General features: G+C 31.9%; 16 protein-coding genes and 1 riboswitch. Of the genes, 10 read left to right on the top strand and 6 right to left on the bottom strand.

Annotation, left to right across the window (positions count from 1 at the left end):
- Positions 1-10 precede the first annotated feature (10 nt).
- The 3 genes from murA to JL193_RS00635 all read right to left on the bottom strand — a co-directional run bounded on the left by murA (position 11) and on the right by JL193_RS00635 (position 4,471).
- Positions 11-1,321, bottom strand: coding sequence for a UDP-N-acetylglucosamine 1-carboxyvinyltransferase (murA, locus tag JL193_RS00645; RefSeq protein WP_207972011.1), 1,311 nt, complete (start codon positions 1,319-1,321; stop codon positions 11-13).
- 3 nt (positions 1,322-1,324) lie between these two features.
- Positions 1,325-1,975, bottom strand: coding sequence for a DUF4290 domain-containing protein (locus tag JL193_RS00640; RefSeq protein ID WP_207972010.1), 651 nt, complete (start codon positions 1,973-1,975; stop codon positions 1,325-1,327).
- 174 nt (positions 1,976-2,149) lie between these two features.
- Entirely contained in the window at positions 2,150-4,471 is a 2,322-nt protein-coding gene (locus tag JL193_RS00635) for an ATP-dependent helicase (RefSeq protein WP_207972009.1), read from the bottom strand.
- 251 nt (positions 4,472-4,722) lie between these two features.
- Between JL193_RS00635 and JL193_RS00630 the strand changes: the two genes are divergently transcribed.
- The 3 genes from JL193_RS00630 to JL193_RS00620 are packed head-to-tail and all read left to right on the top strand — an operon-like array spanning position 4,723 to position 6,572.
- Complete coding sequence (locus JL193_RS00630) at positions 4,723-5,340, top strand: SatD family protein (RefSeq protein WP_207972008.1); 618 nt, start codon at positions 4,723-4,725, stop codon at positions 5,338-5,340.
- The gene (locus JL193_RS00625; RefSeq protein WP_207972007.1) at positions 5,337-6,056 is read left to right on the top strand and encodes a DUF3307 domain-containing protein; all 720 of its coding nucleotides are present in this window, start codon (positions 5,337-5,339) and stop codon (positions 6,054-6,056) included. The genes JL193_RS00630 and JL193_RS00625 overlap by 4 nt, the downstream gene beginning before the upstream one ends.
- Before the next feature lie 3 nt (positions 6,057-6,059).
- Positions 6,060-6,572 carry a DUF7935 family protein gene (locus tag JL193_RS00620; RefSeq protein WP_207972006.1) on the top strand — a complete coding sequence of 171 codons (513 nt, stop codon included), beginning with the start codon at positions 6,060-6,062 and terminating at the stop codon, positions 6,570-6,572.
- A gap of 152 nt (positions 6,573-6,724) precedes the next feature.
- Here JL193_RS00620 and JL193_RS00615 read toward each other — a convergent pair whose 3' ends face one another.
- The 3 genes from JL193_RS00615 to JL193_RS00605 form a co-directional block, all read right to left on the bottom strand.
- On the bottom strand, positions 6,725-7,810 hold the full coding sequence (locus JL193_RS00615) for a YncE family protein (RefSeq protein ID WP_207972005.1): 1,086 nt from the start codon (positions 7,808-7,810) through the stop codon (positions 6,725-6,727).
- Between the two features lie 5 nt (positions 7,811-7,815).
- A complete protein-coding gene (locus JL193_RS00610) occupies positions 7,816-9,687 on the bottom strand; it encodes a TonB-dependent receptor domain-containing protein (RefSeq protein WP_207972004.1) in 1,872 nt (623 codons plus the stop codon).
- A 29-nt stretch (positions 9,688-9,716) separates the two neighbouring features.
- Positions 9,717-9,944, bottom strand: a riboswitch (cobalamin riboswitch).
- A 13-nt stretch (positions 9,945-9,957) separates the two neighbouring features.
- Entirely contained in the window at positions 9,958-10,893 is a 936-nt protein-coding gene (locus JL193_RS00605) for an ABC transporter substrate-binding protein (protein ID WP_207972003.1), read from the bottom strand.
- Between the two features lie 98 nt (positions 10,894-10,991).
- Here JL193_RS00605 and JL193_RS00600 point away from each other — a divergent pair, with 98 nt between their 5' ends.
- The 7 genes from JL193_RS00600 to JL193_RS00570 all read left to right on the top strand — a co-directional run bounded on the left by JL193_RS00600 (position 10,992) and on the right by JL193_RS00570 (position 24,936).
- Positions 10,992-11,495 carry a bifunctional adenosylcobinamide kinase/adenosylcobinamide-phosphate guanylyltransferase gene (locus JL193_RS00600; RefSeq protein WP_207972002.1) on the top strand — a complete coding sequence of 168 codons (504 nt, stop codon included), beginning with the start codon at positions 10,992-10,994 and terminating at the stop codon, positions 11,493-11,495.
- Positions 11,496-11,497: 2 nt separating this feature from the next.
- The gene (gene cobT / locus JL193_RS00595) at positions 11,498-12,535 is read left to right on the top strand and encodes a nicotinate-nucleotide--dimethylbenzimidazole phosphoribosyltransferase (protein ID WP_207972001.1); all 1,038 of its coding nucleotides are present in this window, start codon (positions 11,498-11,500) and stop codon (positions 12,533-12,535) included.
- 3 nt (positions 12,536-12,538) lie between these two features.
- The gene (locus JL193_RS00590; protein ID WP_207972000.1) at positions 12,539-13,309 is read left to right on the top strand and encodes an adenosylcobinamide-GDP ribazoletransferase; all 771 of its coding nucleotides are present in this window, start codon (positions 12,539-12,541) and stop codon (positions 13,307-13,309) included.
- Positions 13,291-13,821 carry an alpha-ribazole phosphatase gene (cobC, locus tag JL193_RS00585; RefSeq protein WP_207971999.1) on the top strand — a complete coding sequence of 177 codons (531 nt, stop codon included), beginning with the start codon at positions 13,291-13,293 and terminating at the stop codon, positions 13,819-13,821. Before JL193_RS00590 ends, cobC begins: the two co-directional genes overlap by 19 nt.
- Positions 13,818-14,930, top strand: coding sequence for an ABC transporter substrate-binding protein (locus tag JL193_RS00580; RefSeq protein ID WP_207971998.1), 1,113 nt, complete (start codon positions 13,818-13,820; stop codon positions 14,928-14,930). The genes cobC and JL193_RS00580 overlap by 4 nt, the downstream gene beginning before the upstream one ends.
- A 543-nt stretch (positions 14,931-15,473) precedes the next feature.
- A complete protein-coding gene (locus tag JL193_RS00575) occupies positions 15,474-19,820 on the top strand; it encodes a DUF8693 domain-containing protein (RefSeq protein WP_207971997.1) in 4,347 nt (1,448 codons plus the stop codon).
- 763 nt (positions 19,821-20,583) lie between these two features.
- Positions 20,584-24,936 carry a DUF8693 domain-containing protein gene (locus JL193_RS00570; protein WP_207971996.1) on the top strand — a complete coding sequence of 1,451 codons (4,353 nt, stop codon included), beginning with the start codon at positions 20,584-20,586 and terminating at the stop codon, positions 24,934-24,936.
- Positions 24,937-24,951: the final 15 nt, after the last annotated feature.

The following is a 24,951-nucleotide window of genomic DNA, read 5'->3' as shown; positions in this document are numbered from 1 at the left end:
GGTTCATATTTTAATCTTCAACTCTCTCTATTTTTGCGCCAATAGATTTTAACCGGGCTTCGATATTTTCGTAACCTCTGTCTATTTGTTCGATATTGTTAATTATAGATGTTCCGCTTGCAGAAAGTGCTGCAATTAACAAAGAGATGCCTGCTCTAATATCTGGTGAGGTCATTTTAGTTGCTTTTAATTGCGATTGGTGGTTTTGCCCAATTACGGTTGCTCTATGTGGGTCGCATAGAATAACTTTTGCGCCCATATCTATTAATTTATCAACAAAAAACAACCTGCTTTCGAACATTTTTTGATGAATTAAAACGGTTCCTTTTGCTTGTGTTGCAATTACTAAAACGATGCTTAACAAATCTGGTGTAAAACCAGGCCAAGGAGCATCTGCAACTGTTAACACAGAACCGTCTATATAATTTTTAATTTTATAGGAGTCTTGTGCTGGAATGTAAATATCGTCGTTTCTTTTTTCGAGAGTGATTCCTAATTTTCTAAACACGTTTGGTATTTGCCCGAGGTTTTCCCAACTCACATTTTTTATGGTTAATTCAGATCTGGTCATTACAGCCACACCAATCCACGAACCGATTTCAATCATATCTGGTAAAACTGTATGTTCACAGCCTTGTAAAGCATCTACGCCTTCGATTGTTAACAAATTCGAGCCAACTCCAAAGATTTTTGCTCCCATAGAATTTAGCATTTTACATAATTGCTGAATGTAAGGTTCGCAAGCTGCATTGTAAATTTTTGTGGTTCCTTTTGCTAAAACTGCTGCCATTAAAATATTGGCAGTTCCTGTTACAGAAGCTTCATCTAACAACATTTCTACACCTTGTAATTCTTCTGCTTCTACTCCGTAAAAAGATTCTTCTTTATTGTACCTAAACTTGGCACCTAGCCTAATAAAACCTTCGAAATGTGTATCTAAACGTCTTCGACCGATTTTATCGCCTCCAGGACGTGGTATGTATCCTCTTCCAAAACGTGCTAAAAGTGGTCCTACAATCATAATTGAGCCACGTAAAGAGCTTCCATCTCTTTTAAAATCTGCCGATTCTAAATAATCTAAATCAATATCATCTGCTTGAAAAGCGTATGAGTTTTTGCTTAATTTTTCGACTTTTACACCTAATTCTCCAAGAATAAAAATTAATTTATTTACGTCTATAATGTCTGGTACGTTATTTACGACAACTCTTTTTGGCGTTAGTAAAACTGCACACAATATTTGTAAAACTTCGTTTTTTGCTCCTTGTGGCGTTATTGTTCCGCTTAATTTGTGACCACCTTCTATTTTAAATGATGCCATTAATTAATATCTTTTTCTATTTTTATGATTGTTATTGTTTTGTTTTTTGTGGTTTTTAGAATTGTTTTGCCCTTGAGAATTTCTCTTTTTTAATAAATTTTTAGTTTCAGATAGTTCTTCTTCGGAGTTTCTTAAATCTAATTTCCCATCAGATAAATCATATAAATGGTTAAATATTATGGCATCATCTACAGTGTCTTTATTCCAATTTAAATAACATTTTTTCATATGATTGGCAATCGTATAAACCAATGCTTCTTTTTTTTCTCCTTCTTCCCAACTTAAGGCTACATCTATCATGGTTTGAATGTTATTTCCATAATACCTATATTTCGATGCGTATTTTGGATATGGTAAACGCTCTGGTTTTTCTTGTAATTCTTCTCTTGAAGGAATTGGATATGGAGATTTTGCATCTAGTTTAAAATCGGACATGATGTATAATTGGTCCCATAATTTGTGTTTAAAATCTGGCACATCACGTAAATGTGGTTGTAAATTACCCATAACATCTACGATGGCTTTGGCCATTTTGTTACGTTCTTCTTCATCTTCTAAAGCTACGCAATGATCTACCATTTTTTGTATATGCCTGCCATATTCTGGAATAATCATTAATGGTCTTTCTGAATTGTATTCTAAATCGAATGTCATTTTTTTATTTTTGTGAAGTATCTTGTAGGGGTTAAAATATAAGTAAGTATTTCTATTTTAAAGTTTCGATTGTACGCTACCAAACAAGATTTTTCTTTTAATTTATTTGAAGTTGCAAAATAGCAATTTATTTTTAGTTATACTGATGATTTTTAAGAGAATTAAAATCAATTTTTAACTGATAACTTTTAGTTTTGCAAACTGTAATAGTAATTTCTTTTTTCCTACGGTTGCGAATTCTATTTCTGCCTTTTTATCTGGGCCTTTTCCTTCTATTCCTAAAACGGTTCCTTTGCCAAATCTATTGTGTTCTACTATATTTCCTGCAATAATTTCTCCATTAAAAAGATTTGTTTTTGGCGTCACTTGCGATACTTTTTTTAAATTTTTAGCAAGCATCGTTTCTTTCTTTTTTACCAAATCGCGTTCCTTTTTTTTACGTTGAATAGGTTTTTGAAAACGGATTCCTTTTGGAGCATCATCAAAAATACTTTTATCTACAAATCTATTTATAGAAGGTTCTGGTACTTTTGGTGTGATATAGTGTAAAAACTGGTCGTCTATTTCTTCTAAAAATCGGCTGGGTTCCGAGTCTATTAATTTTCCCCATCTGTAACGTGTTTGTGCATAGGTTAAATAAGCCACTTTTTCTGCTCTGGTTAATGCTACATAAAATAATCTGCGTTCTTCTTCTAATTCGCTTCTGGTATTCATACTCATGGCAGATGGAAATAAATTTTCTTCTAAACCAACAATATAAACGTGCGAATATTCCAATCCTTTCGATTGATGAATGGTCATTAGAGAAACGCTTGGTTTGTCGTTATTTTTTTCTGAATCGAAATCTGTCGCCAACGCTACATCTTCTAAAAAGGAAGTTAAAGAAGCATCTTCTCCTTGTTCTATTTTGTCTGTAATAAAATCTTTAATTCCGTTTAATAATTCTTGTACATTTTCTACCTTACTAACGGCTTCTGGTGTTCCGTCTTTTTCTAAATCTTTAATTAATTGGGTTTGTTTTACAACAATTTCGGCAATTTCGAAAGCATTTTTTGTTTTTGCTTCAATTTGTAAGCGCAAAATCATATTCATAAAATTCTGCAACTTATTTTTGGTTCCAGAATTTATTTTTAAATCGATTTTATCGATATATTTTATAATATCGAAAATAGATTTTTTATAATGATTTGCGGCAATGGTAAGCTTATCTATCGTTGTTGCGCCAATTCCACGAGCGGGATAATTAATAATTCTTTTTAGTGCTTCTTCGTCGTTTGGATTGATTAATATACGTAAGTAAGACAAAATATCTTTGATTTCTTTTCGCTGATAAAAGGAAATTCCACCGTAAATTTTATAGTCTAAATTTTTCTTTCTTAAAGCATCTTCTATGGCTCTCGATTGTGAATTTGTACGGTATAAAACACAAAAATTACTCAATTGCATTTGGTTGTTCATGTGGTTTTCCCAAATAGATTGGGCCACAAAACGCCCTTCTTCTCCATCTGAAATGGTACGCATTACGTTTATAGAATCTCCTGCGTCGTTAGAAGTCCAAACTTCTTTGTCTAACTTTGTTTTGTTTTTTGCTATTACAGAATTTGCTGCGTTTACAATGTTGCTTGTAGAACGATAATTTTGCTCTAATTTAAAGGTTTTAACATCTGGATAATCTTTCTGAAAATTTAAAATATTCTGAATATTTGCACCTCTAAAACTATAAATACTTTGCGAATCGTCACCTACCACACAAATATTTTGAAAACGGTCTGCCAACGCTCTAACAATAATATATTGCGAATGGTTTGTATCTTGATACTCATCGACCATAATATATCGAAAACGGTCTTGGTATTTTGCCAAAACTTCTGGAAAACGTGCTAATAATTCGTTGGTTCTTAACAACAAATCGTCAAAATCCATAGCGCCTGCTTTAAAACATCTATCTACATATTCTTTGTAAATTTCGCCTACTTTTGGTCGGCTTGCATGCAAATCTGCTTCTTGTAAATCGGAATTATTAAAATAGGCTCTAACCGTAATTAAACTGTTTTTAAAAGAAGAAATTCTACCTAAAATTTGTTTTGGTTTGTAACGTTCTTTGTCTAAATTCATTTCTTTTATAATCGAAGAAATTAAACGAACAGAATCTTGCGTATCGTAAATTGTAAAGTTCGAAGGAAAACCTAACTTATCTGCTTCCGAACGTAAAATGCGTGCAAAAACCGAGTGAAAAGTTCCCATCCAAAGGTTTTTTGCTTCGCTAACACCCACTACAGAAGCAATTCTTTCTTTCATTTCTCTTGCAGCCTTATTTGTAAATGTAAGCGACAAAATATTAAACGCATCTACTCCTTGTTGCATTAGGTGTGCAATTCTATAAGTTAAAACACGTGTTTTACCAGAACCTGCACCAGCAACAATAATCATGGGCCCATCTTTTTGTAAAACAGCCTGTTTTTGGGCTTCGTTTAAGGAATTTAAGTAATTATTCAATAGATTTTATTTTGAAGAATTGAAAGCGTGAATTTAACCAAACTATTCGTTTTTTTAAAGAATGAATGTTCTTTTTTATTCACAACTTATTTCTGATAAAATTACTGTTTCAAATCACAAATTATCTGGTTATAGGCAGATAAATTAAAATATCTGGTTATAGCCAGATAAATTGAAATATCTGGTTATAGGCAGATAATTTTGGTGTTTTAATAAATAAAACATACATTTGAAAATAAATTATATAATTAATGACAAGTATTTTAACTGGAGACATTATAAATTCAAGAAAAAAAAGTGATGCTTTTTGGTTACAAGCTTTAAAGGAAACTTTAAAAACTTTTGGGGAATCGCCCAATAACTGGCAGGTTTATAGAGGTGATAGTTTTCAATTAGAGATAAAAAATGCAGAACAAGCTCTGTATGCCGCTTTAAAAATAAAATCTTATTTAAAAAGTACAGAAGAAATTGATGTTCGAATTGGTATTGGCATCGGAAAAAAAGCATATGAAGATGTAAATATTACAGAATCGAATGGCGAAGCCTTTATAAACTCTGGCTTTGCATTCGATAATTATTTAAAGAAACAAAACTTAGCCATAAAAACGCCTTGGCAAGAAATTGATGAAGAAATAAATATTGCTTTAGATTTGGCCTTATTAACCATAGATTCTTGGACACAAAATTCTGCAGAAGTTTTTAATTTATCTTTAGAAAACAAAGAAGCAACACAAAAAGATATTGCAAATATTTTAGGAATTACACAAGGTAGAGTAAGCGAACGACAAAAAAGAGCTGGCTTTGAACCTATTATGAATCTTGAAACTCGTTTTAGAAAAATCATCAACCAAAAAATATCTGAAAAATGATTTTATTTTTAAAAATTTTACTGGCTCATATTTTAGGAGATTTTGTTTTTCAACCCCAAAAATGGGTAAAAGACAAAGAAATAAAGAAAATGAAATCTGTAAAATTGTATTTTCATATGGCTGTTCATGCCATTTTATTGTTGTTGTTTTTACAATTTAATTTCAAAGAATATTGGCTTGGCTTTACAATCATTATTATTTCTCATTATATTTTTGATGTTTTAAAACTTACTTTTCAAGATAAAAAAAGTAAACGAACATGGTTTTTTATAGATCAACTTTTACATCTTGTTGTTTTGGTTTTCGTAACTTCTTTATATGGCGAATTCAGTTTTAATTTTGATGCATTGTTTACTGGCAAAATATTGTTATTATTAATTGGAATTCTTTTAATAACAAACGTTTCCTCTGTAATTATTAAAGTATTTATTACGCAATGGAATCCTGAAAACAAAAAAGAAAACGACGATTCTCTCGCAAAAGCAGGACGCTATATTGGTATTTTAGAACGTTTATTTGTGTTTGTTTTTGTAATTACTAATCATTGGGAAGCGATTGGTTTTTTACTGGCAGCAAAGTCGGTCTTTAGGTTTGGAGATTTAACATCTTCTAAAGACAGAAAACTAACAGAATATATTTTAATTGGTACTTTATTAAGTTTCGGGTTGGCCATTATCATCGGAATCTTATATTCGTATTTTGTAACTCTTATTTAATTTATGGAAGATAAAATTTTAGAAAGCATCGCATATATTTTGCCTGCTGCAGTAACAGGCTTTGTAGCTTATTATATGTTTAACGGATTCATCAACAATAAAAACACCGAAAAGAAATTAGAACTCTTAGCACAACAAAAAAAGGAGGCGTTGCCTATTAAACTACAGGCTTACGAACGTTTGCTACTGTTTTGCGATAGAATAAACCCAATAAAAATGTTAATGAGAGTTCCGCCAATTTCAACAAATACCAACGATTATTTACAGTTACTAATCGCGAACATAGAGCAAGAATTTGAACACAATTTAGTACAGCAAATTTATATTTCGGAAGATGCTTGGACAGCCATTTATGCTGCAAAAAATGCGGTAATTAACAAATTAAAACAAGTGGCAGAAAACGCTACATCTGCGAACGATTTAAGAGAAAACGTATTAATAGATTATTCGAAATCTGTGCCACCTACAGAAACTGCAATCGATTTTATTAAAAATGAAGTCAAGAAATTATTATAATCAAAAAGCCTTCTCTGTTACAAGAAGGCTTTTCTATTTACAAGAATTCTTATAAATTATTGGGGGAATCTAAGTTCGCACTTTCTCCTTTTTCAATTTATTTTCCTAGCTTTACAATCGAAGTTTTATTTCGATAATTAACTTTCTGTTTTTTAATTAAAATATATTTTTGAAGCGCCAATTGGTGCTTCAACTGTTTTAATTTGTTTTTTATCTGATAAATTAAATACTTGCAATTCACTAATATCAGAAAACCTAGTATTTAGAGCATAAAATTTATCATCCTTAACCGCCATTCCATAAAAAGATGCAAAACCACCTGTTGTAAATAAACTTATTGTTAAAAATTCTGTTGTTGGTAATTCAGTATCTGAAATATTCATTTTATATACTGAATTACCAACACTATAGTAGGCAGTTGTATTATCTAACACCATTAGCGACGGGTGCATTCCATTAGCAAATTCAATTTTAGATTCAATAGTATTGTTAGTTGTGTTTATTCTAGTAATAGAAGCCAAAGTCTCATTACCTGTCCAAGCAGCTTTTCCTTCACATAAAACCACTAAAAAATTATTATTATCAATAAAAATTTCATCAGGTATGTCATTAACAGTAATTTCCTTCACGACTTTAGAGGTTGCAATATCAATAATAGAAATTTTATTATTCATTCCAAAACCTCCTTTATGAGAAACATATAATTTTCCGTCGTGTGCAAGAATTCTTTCTGGACCTACAGCAACATCAATTTTACTCTCTACTTCATAAGTTTCTAAATTTACAATACTTATAAAATCATCAGAAACGTTATCTCCAAAAGAACCCGACCCCCAATTTGTTACATAACCTTTATTACCAACAATAGTCATATATCTTGGCGTTTGCAAGCCTACAGTAATTGCACTTTCTTTTTTAAAAGTATATCTATTTACAACCGAAATTGTATTTTGATTATCTACAATTATGAATGCCCTATTATCATCAAAAGCCATCGACTGTAAAAAAGTACCCAGTTCTTCTGAATTTGCTTTTTTATAAATTAAATTTTCTGTGGTTGTTAAATCGTTAGAAACATAAGAAACAGAACCTGTTCCTGCTGACGGAGAACCTTCTCCGCTAATTAAAATACCGTTTTCATAATCTCCTTTTGGTAAAAGAGGGGAATCTTCTTTACTACAAGAAGTAAAAATAATTGCGCTTAGCGCTAGTATTGATAGTAATTTATTAATTTTCATTTTTATTAAAATTTATAGTTGATATTAAAGTTAAAATTTCTGTTTGGCATTGGTCTTCTTGGTTGTGTAAAGTATAATTCATTAAATAGATTATTCACTTTTAAACCAATAAATATTTGTTGTTTTTCAGTTTTTAGAACCATATAATCTGCTCCTAGATTACTCACAAAAAAACTAGGTATAATAAAATCATTAGAATTACTTTCTGTAGTAAACGTTTTACTTGTAAATAACTGTTGATAAAACGCACTAAATCTTTTGTAAGAATATCCTAAACTTCCATTTAATAAATGTTTTGGCACAAAAGTTAAAAAATTATTCGTTTCAGTATTTTTAGCATCTGTATAACTATAATTTACTGTTGTATTTACAAAATGTTTATTAAAGTTCTTTTGGTACGAAAGTGTAAACTCAATTCCTTTATTCATTGTTTTAGAAAGGTTAATTGGTGTCCAAATACCTGGTCTATTTGGGTCGCCATTTGGTGTCCAAACAATTTTATCTTTTGCGGAAATATAAAACCCAGATATATCTATCGACAAGTTTTTGGTATTAAAAACAACACCAAACTCACTTTGCAAAGCAGTTTCTGGTTTTAAATTAGGATTACCCTGGCCTGGCCAATATAAATCGTTATAAGTTGGTACTCTATAATTTTTAGAACCATTTGCTCGAAAAGAAATGTTTTTAAATGCATTTACTTTAATTCCCATAGCATAACTAAAAGGTACATCAAAATCTGAATTAAAGTCTTTCCTTATTTTGGTATCGAAAAAGAAAATATTGTTTATGTTTTGATTGTAAATGAGAGATTGTGAGAATTGTCTTCTATTTTTTGTATTGATTTGATCCGTTTTTCCAAAAACAGATTCATATTCAGAAAAAGAGTTAATTGTTGCATTTATTTTTGGAATTTTATAACCAAATTGATAATTTATCAAATAACGGTTCGATTTTCCGAAGTTAAATTTATCTGTATTTTTATCGCCGTAATAATGATATTCTTGTGTTAGAAAAGCAATTTTAACTTCGTTCGTAAAGCTTCCTTTTTGATGGTTGTACACCAACAAATTTCTATTGTTAAAATCTTTGTATTTTTCGTTGGCAGAAGTTGGATTAGGTAATTCTCCAGAAAATAAACGGTCTCCCAAATAAGATGTACTATAAAAATTTAATTCAGAAAAACTAGATAGTTTGTAAGACAGACCCGTATTAAAACTTATATTTTTATAAGCTCCATTGGAGTTTTTAAAATCGGTTTTTAATAGCGGATAATCATTATTTGACTTATTATAAGAAATACCTAATTTAACAGCCAATTTTTGACTTGACAAATTAAATTTGTATAAATTATTAGAAGTATTATAACTACCAAAAGAAGAAACGAATTGGTTGTCTATAGTCTGTTTATTCTTAAAGGATAGTTCATCATTTAAATGAACGGTACCACCAATAGCACCAGAACCATATTCTATACTCCCACCACCACTTCTAATGTTTATAACATCAAACAAACTTACTGTTAATGAATTGAAACCCGTTTGTCCGTTATTGATAGAATTGATATTAATTCCGTTCCAAACAACGGCAGTATTAGAAGCACTTGTACCTCTAAAACTTGCAGAACTTGTACCACCTGCACCATATTCTCGTAAATAAATAGGTGAGTTAAAACGTAAAAGTGTAGTAAAAGATTCTGTATTTTTCACCAAAACAGAATCATTTAAAGTTATAATTTTATAACCTTTAGAATTTTTTTTTAGTGTTTTATCTGCTACAACAATTACCTCTTTTAAAACCGTTCTTAATGAATCGTTTTGAGCGGTTAAGTGAGAAGCAATACCAAATAAGAGAATAAAAAATATAATTTTCTTCATACACAGTTAACTTTTATCCCGAAAGTTTTTAATTGTTAAAAATAAAGGCAGGTCTCCTGGCTCGTTTTCTGTTATTTAGACCTTCCCAACATAAAAATGTCAGTGGTAAAAGAGTTAATAACAGCTCTTTAAAAGAGGTTTCAAAAAATATTTATGTTTGAAACAAACTTACAGTTGCGGGAACAGCTTTGGTATTTCACCAAATTCCCTTTTAATTTATTCAATAATTGAATAAAACCTAAATTCTTTGCAAATGTATTCTATTTTAAGTTATTCTAAAACTAATAATTGATTATAATTTGTAAATTTTTGTTGTAATTCTTCAGAAATTTTAAAATGTTTTGGATGTATTATTTTAGCCAAACATTCGATTCCGTTTACCAAAGTTCCTGCAGAAGATTGGGTAAACATTTCGAAATCTGCAAGAAAAACCTGTTTGTTTTTAACGGCTCTTAAAGAGTTCCATTCGGGTTTTTCTTCCAAAAATTGCATGTCTTCTAAAGTTCTAGAAATTCCATAACCACAAGGTGCAATAATTAAAACTTCTGGGTCGTATTTTACAATTTTATCCCAAGAAATAACAATGCTATCTCCAGAAGGGTGTGAGAGTAAATCGATTCCACCAGCATAACCAATTTGATGCGGAATCCAATGACCACAGTTAAATAATGGCTTTATCCACTCTAACAACAGCACACTTTTAGGTTGAATTCTTTTGGCTCTTTGTGTATCTACTATTTTATAAATACGTTCCTTTAATTTTGCAACATATGCTAAACCTACCTCTTTTTTTCCCATGGCAGTTGCAATGGTAATTGCATTCTCAAAAACGTCTTCTAAAGAATTGGGTGTAATCGAAATTAGTTTTGGTATTTTAGGCAATTTGTATGCAGAAGTTGCTACGCATTCGGTATCTATTTGGCAAACATCGCATACATCTTGGGTAAAAATAATATCTGGCGCAATTTCTTCTAAAATAGGTTCATCTACATAATATAAAGTACCACCCTCTGCTTTGGTTTTAGAAAAAATGGTATTTATTTCTTCGCTTGTTAAAACTTGCCCCTCTAATTTATAACGCACAGCAACTTGTTTTTCTGCCAATGCAACAGCAGGACATTCAAAGGTTATTCCGTTTAAATATTCTTGCAAACCCATATCGTAAATCATCTGGGTAACTGCTGGCATAAAAGAAGAAACTGTCATTATTTTTATTTTTTAGAATACAAATTTACATACTTTTACGATATTCTTTCCTTTTTAAATAAATGTTTCTAATCTTTGCGGAATAATTTTTACGATGTATGATACATTATATTTCTGGTGGCGAAAGGTCTGGCAAAAGTAGTTTTGCACAAAAGTTGGCAGAAGATCTTTCTAAAAACCCTATTTATTTGGCAACTTCTAGAATTTGGGATAAAGATTTTCAAAATCGGGTTAACAGGCATGTTTCTGATAGAGATAAACGTTGGACAACGATTGAAGAAGAAAAAAACATAAGTGCTGTAATTCCTGAAAATACAACTATTGTTGTAGATTGTGTTACGTTGTGGCTTACAAATTTTTATACAGACACTAAATATAATGTAGAAGATTCTCTAAAATTAGCCAAAGAAGAAATAGATAAACTTTGTAAAATTGAGGCAAATATTATTATTATTTCTAATGAAATTGGCATGGGAGTTCATGCTTCTACAGAAATTGGAAGAAAATTTACAGAACTGCAAGGTTGGGTAAACCAATATATAGCAAAAAAAGCAACAAAAGCCACTTTTATGGTTTCTGGCTTACCTCTAAAATTAAAATAACTATGATTTCTAAAATTGAACCTGTATCTGAAAAACTTACAGAAGCCCTTCAAAATAAAATAGATTTTAAAACAAAGCCATTAGGTGCTTTAGGCTTGTTAGAAACTGTTGCGCTACAAATTGGAAAAATTCAAAATACCACTTCGCCTAAAATTACAAAACCGAGTATTGTTGTTTTTACAGCAGATCATGGAATTGTAAACTCGAAACCTATAAGCCCATATCCGCAAGAAGTTACCCAACAAATGGTATTAAATTTCTTAAATGGTGGTGCCGCAATTAATGTTTTTTGCAAGCAAAATCATATTCATTTAAATATTGTTGATGCTGGTGTAAATGCAGATTTCGAAAAAAACAACAACTTAATTAACGCCAAAATTGCGTACGGAACCAAAGATTTTTCCGCAGAAAAAGCAATGACCAACGAACAATGTAAGTTGGCGCTTAAAAAAGGAAAAGAAATTGTAAATTCTTTGTTTCGAAAAGGATGTAATACCATTGGTTTTGGAGAAATGGGTATTGGAAACACCTCTTCTGCAGCACTTTTAATGAGTTATTTTACACAAATAAATATTAAAAATTGTGTTGGAAAAGGAACTGGTTTAAACGCTAAAGGTCTTCAACAAAAAACTAACATTTTAAAAGAGGTTTTCGAAAAACACAAAACAACAATTAATTCTCCAATAGAAGCACTTGCAACTTTTGGCGGATTCGAAATTGCAATGATTGCTGGTGCTATTTTAGAAGCAGCTACCTTAAAAATGACCATTTTGGTTGATGGTTTTATAGTAACATCTAGTTTATTGGCAGCAAATGCTATTGATAAAAATGTATTAGATTATTGTGTTTTTTGCCATACTTCTGGTGAGCAAGGGCACAAAAAAATGTTAGATTTTTTAAATGCAAAACCACTTTTAAATTTAGGTTTGCGTTTGGGAGAAGGCACTGGTGCAGCAGTAGCGTTTCCTATGGTTTCTTCTGCAATTAATTTTTTAAATGAAATGGCAACTTTTAAAAGTGCTAATGTTTCTGAAGCTTAAAAGATGAAAAAACAAGTCCATTATTTTTTAACTGCTGTGTTATTTTTTACAAGAATTCCTTGTCCGAAATGGGTAAACCATTCTCCAGAAATATTAAATAAAAGTAGTCGTTATTTTTCTTTAGTGGGTATTTTGGTGGGTGCAATTTCCGCAGGAATTTACTTTTTAGCTTCGTTTGTGTTTACAACAGAAATATCTTTAGTTTTAGGGATGATTGCTTCCATCTGGGCAACTGGTGCTTTTCACGAAGATGGTTTTGCAGATAGTTGCGATGGTTTTGGTGGTGGTTGGACCAAAGAAAAAATTTTAATAATTATGAAAGATTCTCGTTTGGGAACTTTTGGAGTTATCGGGCTAATTTCTATACTTTCTTTAAAATTTATGTCACTTAATTATTTAGCGACTTCAAAACTAATGGTGGTTTTAGTCTTAATTTCTGGGCATAGTATTAGTAGATTTATTGCCACTATTCTACTCTACACCCATGCTTATGTAAGAGATATCGATAGTGCTAAAGTAAAGCCAACCACACAAAAAATGGAAACAAAGTCGTTGGTTATTTCTGCATTTTTTGGAATTTTACCATTGTTTTTCTTTAATAATTATTGGGTATTTTTAAGTCTTGTGCCACTTTTTATTACCTATTTGTATTTAGGAAATTTCTTTAAAAAATGGATTGGCGGACAAACAGGAGATTGTGCTGGTGCTTTACAACAAGTTTCGGAAGTAGTATTTTACCTTTCTTTACCTATTATATGGAAATTATTTTTATAAGGCATACCACACCAAACATCGAAAAAGGAATTTGTTACGGACAAACGAATTTAGATGTTGCTTCTACTTTTTCGAATGAAGTAAAAAACATTCTCGAAAAAGAAGATTTTTATAACCTAGATGCTGTTTTTTATAGCAGTCCGCTTTTGAGGTGTAAAAAATTAGCTAATAAAATTGCTAAAAATGTAATTTTCGACGATCGTTTAAAAGAATTAAATTTTGGCGATTGGGAACTACAAAATTGGAACGACATCAATAAAGAAGATTTAAATGTCTGGATGCAAGATTTTGTAAATGTAAGTACACCAAATGGCGAATCTTATATCGATTTACAAAAAAGAACCGTATCATTTTTGTTAGGAATTAAAGAAAAAAATCATCAAAAAATAGTAATTATTACTCATGCAGGTGTTATTAGAAGCCTGCACGCATTTATACATAACATTCCTCTTAAAAAATCTTTCGATTTAAAATTAAATTACGGAGACGTTTTAAAAATTAATGATCCATGAAAAAATACCTAATCCTTTTAATTACACTTGTTTTTATATTTTCTTGTAAAGATAAATCTACCACAAAAACGATTAAAACACCCACAACCAGTAACATAAAATATGCTACTGGTTTCGACATTGTTACAGAAGGAAATGTAAAAAAATTGGTCATTAAAAAACCGTATAAAAATGCAAAAAAACAGTTTACCTATACTTTAACGAATAAAACAGATTTTAGTAAGCTGCAATTAAAAGTTCCTATTACCAATGTTGTGGTAACAAGTACCACACACATACCAATGTTAGAATTAATTGGTGCAGAAAAATACATTTCTGGTTTTCCGCAAACAAAATTTATTTCATCAAAAAAAACAAGAAATTTGGTAGATAATGGAACTATTGTAGAACTAGGAACCGAACAACAAATTAACACAGAAAAATTATTAGCACTTTCTCCTGAACTGGTTATTGGTTTTGCTTTAAACGGAAATAATAAAACCTATAATACAATTAGCAAAAACAACATTCCAGTATTGTACAATGGAGATTGGCTCGAAGAAACTCCTTTGGGAAGAGCAGAGTGGATAAAGTTTTTTGGAGTTTTATTTGGTAAAGAAAAACAAGCCGATAGCATTTTTAATGTCATTGAAAAAAATTATAACGAGGTAAAAAAATGGGCTCTAAAAGCACCTAAAAAACCAACAATTATTTCTGGTTCTCTTTTTAAAGATGTTTGGTACATGCCAGCTGGAGATAGCTTTATCGCAAGTTATTTTAAAGATGCGAACACCCATTATTTATGGCAAGACTCTAGAGGTACTGGAAGTTTATCTTTAAGTATCGAAAGCGTAGTTGATAAAGGTTTAAAAGCCGATTATTGGATAGGATGTGGTTTGTTAGAAACTAAAAAAGGGGTTCAAGAAAAGTTTCCAAATTATGTTGCTTTTAGTGCATTTAAAGAAGATAGAGTGTTTACATATGCCATTCGTAAAGGAGCAACTGGCGGACTTATTTATTTTGAAAAATCGCCCACAAGACCCGATTTAATGTTAAAAGACATCATAAAAATTACACATCCAGAATTATTACCAAATTACGAATTGACCTTTTTTGATAAATTGAAATAACATTATTGAGTTTTTATTTTTTCGTTAAAAAGAGGAAGCCATGTAAACGAATACTAAGTGTAGCCAATTTTTTGACTTTTTTTTGGCATTTCCTAACGGAGTAAATCTCCTAGAAAAATCTTATTAAAAACTTGCACTAACATTTAAATCTGTTACTTTTTTTGTAAAAAGGCAATAAGTTCCCATTTAACGACAAAAAACGACTGACCATTTTTTTTTTGAAAATCTAAGTGCCATTTGCCCTGTTATTTTGTGTCAAAAATCAAACTAAAGCAATAATAAAGACATTTCAAATAAAAGTAGTTAAAATTATACGAGAAATGTTAGAGTAATAAACAATCCATTTACCTCCCAAAAAAATAAAACTTCTCTAACTTATTAAGAAGAAAGTGCTTTTAAACATAAAGATAATGATTGCTTAAAAAGTATAAAAAAAATATTATACAATTTTATGATAATTTATATCTATTTTTTTTATATATTGTATAAGTTTTTCTTATGGAAACAAAAATTTATACTGTTTTAACTAAAGCCCCTAATCTAATGAACACGAACAGAGAAAAAAATGTGTTATTCAAAAAAATAATACAACTCAAAAAAAGCATCTTTTTACTACTAATTTTAATTTCAGCGAATAATTATTCGCAATCCCCTACTTTTGCTGGTAGCAGGTCTAATTGTAGAAATGCTGCTGGAGCACCCATAACTGTTGCTGTACCCCCTGGAAGTGCAAACGATTTGCTAATTGCCTCTGTAAACGCTAGTGATAATACTAGTAGGTTTCTTAATATAACAGCTCCTTCTGGTTGGACGTTGTTAAGAACTGGAAATTCTGGTGATGGTACAACAACATTAGCCGTATTTTACAAAATAGCAACGAATGCAGAACCCACTTCTTATTCTTTTAGTGTAGATTTTAGCAATAGACTTTGTGCCTCAATTGTTAGATACGATAATGTAGCTAATCTTGATACTACCCCAATCTATGTTTCCGCTATTTCTACTTCTCCATCATCTTTTTCTTCACCTGTATCACCATCCGTATATGCACCCATTGGAGAAAATATAATTTTAAGAATCGTTGGTGTAGATAACGATTATACTCTAACAAGGCCTTCTGGAACAACACAAAGAATAAATATTAATAATTTTTTTACTACCCAAGGAATCGCTGAAAGATACCAACCAACAGCTGGTAATTCTGGTACAGCAACCTGGACATATGGAAGAAATGGAAGAAGAGGAGGTTGGGTTTCAGTTACTCTAGCTTTTTCAAGTAAAGAACTTGTAGATCCGTGTGATGCAGTAGCATCTGGTAATTTAGATACAGATAACGATGGCATTTCAGATATTTGTGATTTAGATGATGACAATGATGGTATTTTAGATACTGTTGAGTCCAACCCCAATTTTATTGGAGGTACAGCCACACAAAGCTCTTCTTTAGGCAACCGTACTTGCCCAAACAACAGCTGTTCTGCCAGTTTGGCCAGAGATGGCAATACCAGTGGAAATTTTAGCAGTGGCTCTGTTACACATACCAATACTCAAAACAATCCTTGGTGGTTGCTAGACATGGAGGTTGATACAACCATTAGTACTGTAGTGATACACAACAGAACCGATTGCTGTGGCAATCGATTAGATAATTTTATTTTAGAAGTATTAGATACAAACAACAACGTGGTATATACCCATAACAATGGTTCTGCTGCAGCTGTAAATACCATTAATGGTATTAATACTTTAGGAAGAAAAATAAGAATTCGATTGGTAGGAAGCAACAGAGTTTTAAGCCTTGCGGAAGTTGTTGTACAGCTTGCCAATGCATTAGACATCGATAGAGATGGCATTCCTAATTCCCGAGATTTAGACTCAGATAATGATGGTTGTCCTGATGCCACAGAAGCTGCAACGCCTAGTATTTTAAAATCTAGTGGAAACAATGCCAATGATGGTATTGCAAACAATACCCCAAATGCTGCTATAGATACTGCACAAGACCCTGTAGGTAGCAATGGTTTGGCAAATAGTTTAGAAAATACAGATACGAACACCGCTATAAATACAAACGCATTTTCAACTACAAATTACCGTAATTATGCGCTAAATAATAGTAAAAATGGTTGTGGAAATCCAATGATTACACAAATCTATTGGAAAGGAACAGAAAAAATAATTGAAGTAACCAATAGAGATGCTTCTAAAATTGTAGTGCCTAATGCTGCAAATCTTAATTTATTTAACAACGGAGTAACCGCTGTTAGAACTGCTACTGCTAGTAATACTGAAGAAATATTGGCTGGAGAATCCGTTTTATTTACAGCCTCTGCAACCATGGTAGCTCCCATCAAAACAGAAACTCCTGTTGTAGTAACCCCTTCTGTTATCGCCTTTGATAACTCCAATGACATCCTTACAATATCTAGCAATGGAAAAGCAAACAATAATTTCGCTTGGAGAACTCGTAAAGATGCCATACAAAATTTAACAGATAATACTTCTCTGGTTCGAATAGATGAAATTCTACAACCTACTAATGCCTATAATCCTAATGAATGGACTGTGTTTATAGACGATGCAATTGCGACAACTTTCAATAACTTTTTACGTCATCCGCACAGTGCTGTACTCTCTGAAATTACAACTCCTGTACCTACAGAATCCAATACCTTATTAGGATTGCATCGGTTTGGAAAAACCACAAGAATAGGCAATACTTGGAGTAATGGAACGCCAGATAAATCTCGATTTGTAGCCATCAATGAGAACTACATGCACAGTGGTAAAAAGTTAATTGCTCGCAAATTAGAAGTGCAAGAAAATCGTATTTTATCTTTAGACAATCAAGTTTTAATAGTCACCGATAACCTTCATATTGCAGATGCTGCTGAAATTCGTCTCATAGGTACCAGTCAATTAATTCAAACACACCCTGGAACTGCCAATGCAACAGGAAATGGTAAATTGTATATAGACCAAAATTCTGATTTGGCAAGTGTATATAGGTTCAATTACCTAGGGGCACCTGTAACTTCTTTAGGAGCTTTAAACTATACTGTAGAGAGTGTGTTAAAAGATGGTACAAACCCGCTTTCACACACAGGTATTGTGGGGCAAAGTTCTACTAATATTGCTAGAAATATTAATTTTGTTGGTGGCTTAGATGGAAGTTCTGGAACTCCTATCAATATTTCAGAAAAATGGATATATACCTTTGCAAGCGCAGAAGGAAAAGGTGCCAATTGGGTATGGAAAGGTAAAAATGGAACCATTGCTCCTACTGACGGTTTTATTCTTAAAGGAACAGAGGTGGCTCAAAATTATACCTTTGTAGGCAACCCCAATGATGGAGAATTGAGAACTGCTGTGGGCGCAAGTGAATCTTACTTGCTAGGAAATCCATACCCTTCTGCTTTAAACGGATTAAAATTTATACAAGACAACATCAATTCTATAGATGGTACCTTGTATTTCTGGGATCATGTTGGGGAAGAAAGTACAGCAGAAGCTACTGATGGCCATCTCTACAATGGGTATATTGGTGGGTATGCTACTTTAAACCTTTCTATGGCTGTTGCTGCTGTTAGCAAACCTTTGGTAGGGGCTTTCAATATTAAATTAGAAGCAGAAAATACGGTTACCAATGGCACAAATACTACAGAAGGAACTAGAAATATCATTACCTTAAATAATAATCTTGGTTTTATAAAAATTAATGCCATTACTAGAGCTACAGATAAAATCGAACTTACCTATACTGCTCCTACAGAAAAATTACTAAGGTTCGTTGTAGATGGCAAAGCTAGAAAAACCTATACCCTGCCTGCAAGTGCAAATTACACCACATTTACCATTAACGAATGTGTTACTGTAGGGGCTTCTGTACGTTTTGAATCTTTAGACAGAAACTCCATTTCTATAGACTATCTAACAATAAGTGATGATGATGGTAACATTTCTTGTGCACCTGCTCCTGGTACAGATGCCTCTTTGTACAAAACTCCTGGTACATACATTCCTGTAGGACAAGGTTTTTTTATTAGTGGAGATACAGATGGTGGTCCTATTGTATTTAACAACAACCAAAGACAATTTGTTACCGAAAATTCTGGAAATGCCGTGTTTTTTAAAACCAATAAAAAAACAAAAAAGAGTATTGATGACGATATGGGAGACTTTAACAAACTTCCGTTTATAAAACTAGGAATGGACTTTGTAAATACAGAACGAGAAAGCCTACACAGACAAATTGGGGTTTCTTTTAGCGCAAACAATACTTTTCAGTTCGAAAAAGGATATGACAGCCCTGTAAACGATTTAGGAGAGACTGATATATATTGGAAATTTCCAGAAAACGACCATAAATACGTAATTGCAGGTATTGGAAATGTATCTTACGATTTAGAAATCCCTTTTGAAATTACCATGGATTATGATGGCACCAACATTCTTAAAATTGATGATAGTTTTGCCATTGAAGCCGATATTTTTCTAAAAGATAAATTAAAAAATAAAAACTATTTATTAAAAAATAAAGAAGTGGCATTGCAATTAAAAAAAGGAACACATAAAAATAGGTTTGCAATTGTATTTGAAGAAAGTAAAATTATAGAGGAAGTTCAAAATCCAACAGAAGAAAAAGAGAAAGAAATTACAGTCTTTTTAGATGCTCAAAACAGTGCACTAATGTTACAAAATAAAGGGGAAATTTTAATTGAAAAAGTAACCTTATACAACTTGTTAGGGCAAAAAATTCAAAGTTGGGAAAACCTTGAAAAAACAACAGAATACAGTCTTAAAATTAAAAATTTCCCAGAAAATATATACATTGTAAATGTAAAAACAGAGGAAGGAAAGATCTCTAAAAAAATAATATTCGAAAAGTAATTACCCTATACCATTTATGATTTGAAATTACTGTAAAAGAAAATGATGATTTTTTATTTATATAAATTAGAAAATTAAAGAATAGCCTTAAACTACGATTTCTTCTTATAATAAAATAGAAAGAAGAAAAAGGTGTTTTACTAAGATAATTTCAAATCATAAATAGTATAGCAAACATTAAATTTGCTCCAAAATATTTCTCCGCAAAATTTACTTAGCATTTTCTATAAAATTGAAAAAAATGTAAGGCTTTCTTTAGTTTAAAATCATTGAATATTATAATGTCACATATAACAAATCTCTAAAACTAAACAATCTATACTTTTTACGAAAGTCTTCTTTACTTTTTTGTAAAAAGGCAATAAGTTACCATTTAACGACAAAAAACGACTAACTATCTTTTTTAGAGAATCTAAGTGTGATTTACTCTGTTATTTTATGTTGAAATTTAAAAGTAGTTTGTACAAATGCTATATTTTTTTCGAAAAATTGGCAAGAACTAGAAATTTTAATACAAGATGTTTTTGTAAGGTTATTTGTAAAACGAAGACTTTTAAAGCGAAGTCTAAATTTTCGAATTCATTGCACTCATTTACCTAATTATTTTTGTGCAAATTATAATTTTTAAAGAGTAAAGTAAATTTAAAATTTAATATAATGTTTGCTTAAAGCATATAAAAACATACAGTTTTATAATTATTTTTGCAAATAAATTATATAAAAAAGAAAAATTTACACTGTTTTAACTAAAGCCCCTAATCTAATGCATATAAACAAAGGAAAAATTGTATTGTTCAAAAAAATAATACAACTTAAAAAAAGCATCTTTTTATTACTAATTTTAATTTCAGCGAATAATTATTCGCAATCCCCTACTTTTGTTGGTAGTAGATCTAATTGTAGAAGTGCTTCTGGAGCGCCTATAACCGTTGCTGTACCTCCTGGAAATGCAAACGATTTGCTAATTGCCTCTGTAAATGGTAGCGTTAATAGTAATAGTTTTTTTAATATAGCAACTCCTGCTGGTTGGACTTTATTAAGGTCTGGATTTTCTGGCGATGGTACAACAACATTAGCCGTATTTTATAGAGTAGCAACCAATAGAGAACCAGCTTCTTATTCCTTTAATTCGAATTTTGGTAATAGAGCTTGTGCCTCAATTGTTAGATACGATAATGTAGCTAATCTTAATAACAACCCAATCTATGTTTCCGCTATTTCTACATCTCCAGCATCGGCTTCTATATTTGATAGCACTCCACCTGTATCACCATCCATAAACGCATCCATGGAAGAAAATATAGTTTTAAGAATCCTTGGTGTAGATAACGATTATACTCTAACAAGGCCTTCTGGAACAAGACAAAGAATAAATATCAATAATTTTTTTACTACCCAAGGAATTGCTGAAAGATACCAACCAACAGCTGGTAACACTGGTACAGCACGTTGGACCTATGGAAGAAGAGGAGGTTGGGTTTCAGTTACTCTAGCTTTTTCAGGTATAGAACCTATAGATCCGTGTGATGCAGTAGCATCTGGTAATTTAGATACAGATAACGATGGCATTTCAGATATTTGTGATTTAGATGATGACAATGATGGTATTTTAGACACTGTCGAGTCCAACCCCAATTTTATTGGAGGTACAGCCACACAAAGCTCTTCTTTAGGCAACCGTACTTGCCCTAACAACAGCTGTTCTGCCAGTTTGGCCAGAGATGGCAATACCAGTGGAAATTTTAGCAGTGGCTCTGTTACACATACCAATACTCAAAACAATCCTTGGTGGTTGCTAGACATGGAGGTTGATACAACCATTAGTACTGTAGTGATACACAACAGAACCGATTGCTGTGGCAATCGATTAGATAATTTTATTTTAGAAGTATTAGATACAAACAACAACGTGGTATATACCCATAACAATGGTTCTGCTGCAGCTGTAAATACCATTAATGGTATTAATACTTTAGGAAGAAAAATAAGAATTCGATTGGTAGGAAGCAACAGAGTTTTAAGCCTTGCGGAAGTTGTTGTACAGCTTGCCAATGCATTAGACATCGATAGAGATGGCATTCCTAATTCCCGAGATTTAGACTCAGATAATGATGGTTGTCCTGATGCCACAGAAGCTGCAACGCCTAGTATTTTAAAATCTAGTGGAAACAATGCCAATGATGGTATTGCAAACAATACCCCAAATGCTGCTATAGATACTGCACAAGACCCTGTAGGTAGCAATGGTTTGGCAAATAGTTTAGAAAATACAGATACGAACACCGCTATAAATACAAACGCATTTTCAACTACAAATTACCGTAATTATGCGCTAAATAATAGTAAAAATGGTTGTGGAAATCCAATGATTACACAAATCTATTGGAAAGGAACAGAAAAAATAATTGAAGTAACCAATAGAGATGCTTCTAAAATTGTAGTGCCTAATGCTGCAAATCTTAATTTATTTAACAACGGAGTAACCGCTGTTAGAACTGCTACTGCTAGTAATACTGAAGAAATATTGGCTGGAGAATCCGTTTTATTTACAGCCTCTGCAACCATGGTAGCTCCCATCAAAACAGAAACTCCTGTTGTAGTAACCCCTTCCGTTATCGCCTTTGATAACTCCAATGACATCCTTACAATATCTAGCAATGGAAAAGCAAACAATAACTTCGCTTGGAGAACTCGTAAAGATGCCATACAAAATTTAACAGATAATACTTCTCTGGTTCGAATAGATGAAATTCTACAACCTACTAATGCCTATAATCCTAATGAATGGACTGTGTTTATAGACGATGCAATTGCGACAACTTTCAATAACTTTTTACGTCATCCGCACAGTGCTGTACTCTCTGAAATTACAACTCCTGTACCTACAGAATCCAATACTTTATTAGGATTGCATCGGTTTGGAAAAACCACAAGAATAGGCAATACTTGGAGTAATGGAACGCCAGATAAATCTCGATTTGTAGCCATCAATGAGAACTACATGCACAGTGGTAAAAAGTTAATTGCTCGCAAATTAGAAGTGCAAGAAAATCGTATTTTATCTTTAGACAATCAAGTTTTAATAGTCACCGATAACCTTCATATTGCAGATGCTGCTGAAATTCGTCTCATAGGTACCAGTCAATTAATTCAAACACACCCTGGAACTGCCAATGCAACAGGAAATGGTAAATTGTATATAGACCAAAATTCTGATTTGGCAAGTGTATATAGGTTCAATTACCTAGGGGCACCTGTAACTTCTTTAGGAGCTTTAAACTATACTGTAGAGAGTGTGTTAAAAGATGGTACAAACCCGCTTTCACACACAGGTATTGTGGGGCAAAGTTCTACTAATATTGCTAGAAATATTAATTTTGTTGGTGGCTTAGATGGAAGTTCTGGAGCTCCTATCAATATTTCAGAAAAATGGATATATACCTTTGCAAGCGCAGAAGGAAAAGGTGCCAATTGGGTATGGAAAGGTAAAAATGGAACCATTGCTCCTACTGACGGTTTTATTCTTAAAGGAACAGAGGTGGCTCAAAATTATACCTTTGTAGGCAACCCCAATGATGGAGAATTGAGAACTGCTGTGGGCGCAAGTGAATCTTACTTGCTAGGAAATCCATACCCTTCTGCTTTAAACGGATTAAAATTTATACAAGACAACATCAATTCTATAGATGGTACTTTGTATTTCTGGGATCATGTTGGGGAAGAAAGTACAGCAGAAGCTACTGATGGCCATCTCTACAATGGGTATATTGGTGGGTATGCTACTTTAAACCTTTCTATGGCTGTTGCTGCTGTTAGCAAACCTTTGGTAGGGGCTTTCAATATTAAATTAGAAGCAGAAAATACGGTTACCAATGGCACAAATACTACAGAAGGAACTAGAAATATCATTACCTTAAATAATAATCTTGGTTTTATAGAAGTTAATGCCATTACTAGAGCTACAGATAAAATCGAACTTACCTATACTGCTCCTACAGAAAAATTACTAAGGTTCGTTGTAGATGGCAAAGCAAAAGAAACCTATACCCTACCTGCAAGTGCAAATTACACCACATTTACCATTAACGAATGTGTTACTGTAGGGGCTTCTGTGCGTTTTGAATCTTTAGACAGAAACTCCATTTCTATAGACTATCTAACAATAAGTGATGATGATGGTAACATTTCTTGTGCACCTGCTCCTGGTACAGATGCCTCTTTGTACAAAACTCCTGGTACATACATTCCTGTAGGACAAGGTTTTTTTATTAGTGGAGATACAGATGGTGGTCCTATTGTATTTAACAACAACCAAAGACAATTTGTTACCGAAAATTCTGGAAATGCCGTGTTTTTTAAAACCAATAAAAAAACAAAAAAGAGTATTGATGACGATATGGGAGACTTTAACAAACTTCCGTTTATAAAACTAGGAATGGACTTTGTAAATACAGAACGAGAAAGCCTACACAGACAAATTGGGGTTTCTTTTAGCGCAAACAATACTTTTCAGTTCGAAAAAGGATATGACAGCCCTGTAAACGATTTAGGAGAGACTGATATATATTGGAAATTTCCAGAAAACGACCATAAATACGTAATTGCAGGTATTGGAAATGTATCTTACGATTTAGAAATCCCTTTTGAAATTACCATGGATTATGATGGCACCAACATTCTTAAAATTGATGATAGTTTTGCCATTGAAGCCGATATTTTTCTAAAAGATAAATTAAAAAATAAAAACTATTTATTAAAAAATAAAGAAGTGGCATTGCAATTAAAAAAAGGAACACATAAAAATAGGTTTGCAATTGTATTTGAAGAAAGTAAAATTATAGAGGAAGTTCAAAATCCAACAGAAGAAAAAGAGAAAGAAATTACAGTCTTTTTAGATGCTCAAAACAGTGCACTAATGTTACAAAATAAAGGGGAAATTTTAATTGAAAAAGTAACCTTATACAACTTGTTAGGGCAAAAAATTCAAAGTTGGGAAAACCTTGAAAAAACAACAGAATACAGTCTTAAAATTAAAAATTTCCCAGAAAATATATACATTGTAAATGTAAAAACAGAGGAAGGAAAGATCTCTAAAAAAATAATATTCGAAAAGTAATTATCTTATAAGAGA

This window comes from Polaribacter batillariae (assembly GCF_017498485.1).
Classification (GTDB): Bacteria; Bacteroidota; Bacteroidia; order Flavobacteriales; family Flavobacteriaceae; genus Polaribacter; species Polaribacter batillariae.
This window is presented reverse-complemented; position numbering and strand designations above follow the sequence as displayed.

Coding starts and splice junctions, on each gene's coding strand:
- JL193_RS00570 (WP_207971996.1), top strand. CDS start 20,584: ATGCATATAAACAAAGGAAAAATTGTATTGTTCAAAAAAATAATACAA.
- JL193_RS00620 (WP_207972006.1), top strand. CDS start 6,060: ATGGAAGATAAAATTTTAGAAAGCATCGCATATATTTTGCCTGCTGCA.
- JL193_RS00575 (WP_207971997.1), top strand. CDS start 15,474: ATGAACACGAACAGAGAAAAAAATGTGTTATTCAAAAAAATAATACAA.
- JL193_RS00610 (WP_207972004.1), bottom strand. CDS start 9,687: ATGAAGAAAATTATATTTTTTATTCTCTTATTTGGTATTGCTTCTCAC.
- JL193_RS00640 (WP_207972010.1), bottom strand. CDS start 1,975: ATGACATTCGATTTAGAATACAATTCAGAAAGACCATTAATGATTATT.
- JL193_RS00615 (WP_207972005.1), bottom strand. CDS start 7,810: ATGAAAATTAATAAATTACTATCAATACTAGCGCTAAGCGCAATTATT.
- JL193_RS00605 (WP_207972003.1), bottom strand. CDS start 10,893: ATGACAGTTTCTTCTTTTATGCCAGCAGTTACCCAGATGATTTACGAT.
- cobC (WP_207971999.1), top strand. CDS start 13,291: ATGGAAATTATTTTTATAAGGCATACCACACCAAACATCGAAAAAGGA.
- JL193_RS00625 (WP_207972007.1), top strand. CDS start 5,337: ATGATTTTATTTTTAAAAATTTTACTGGCTCATATTTTAGGAGATTTT.
- murA (WP_207972011.1), bottom strand. CDS start 1,321: ATGGCATCATTTAAAATAGAAGGTGGTCACAAATTAAGCGGAACAATA.
- cobT (WP_207972001.1), top strand. CDS start 11,498: ATGATTTCTAAAATTGAACCTGTATCTGAAAAACTTACAGAAGCCCTT.
- JL193_RS00590 (WP_207972000.1), top strand. CDS start 12,539: ATGAAAAAACAAGTCCATTATTTTTTAACTGCTGTGTTATTTTTTACA.
- JL193_RS00630 (WP_207972008.1), top strand. CDS start 4,723: ATGACAAGTATTTTAACTGGAGACATTATAAATTCAAGAAAAAAAAGT.
- JL193_RS00600 (WP_207972002.1), top strand. CDS start 10,992: ATGATACATTATATTTCTGGTGGCGAAAGGTCTGGCAAAAGTAGTTTT.
- JL193_RS00580 (WP_207971998.1), top strand. CDS start 13,818: ATGAAAAAATACCTAATCCTTTTAATTACACTTGTTTTTATATTTTCT.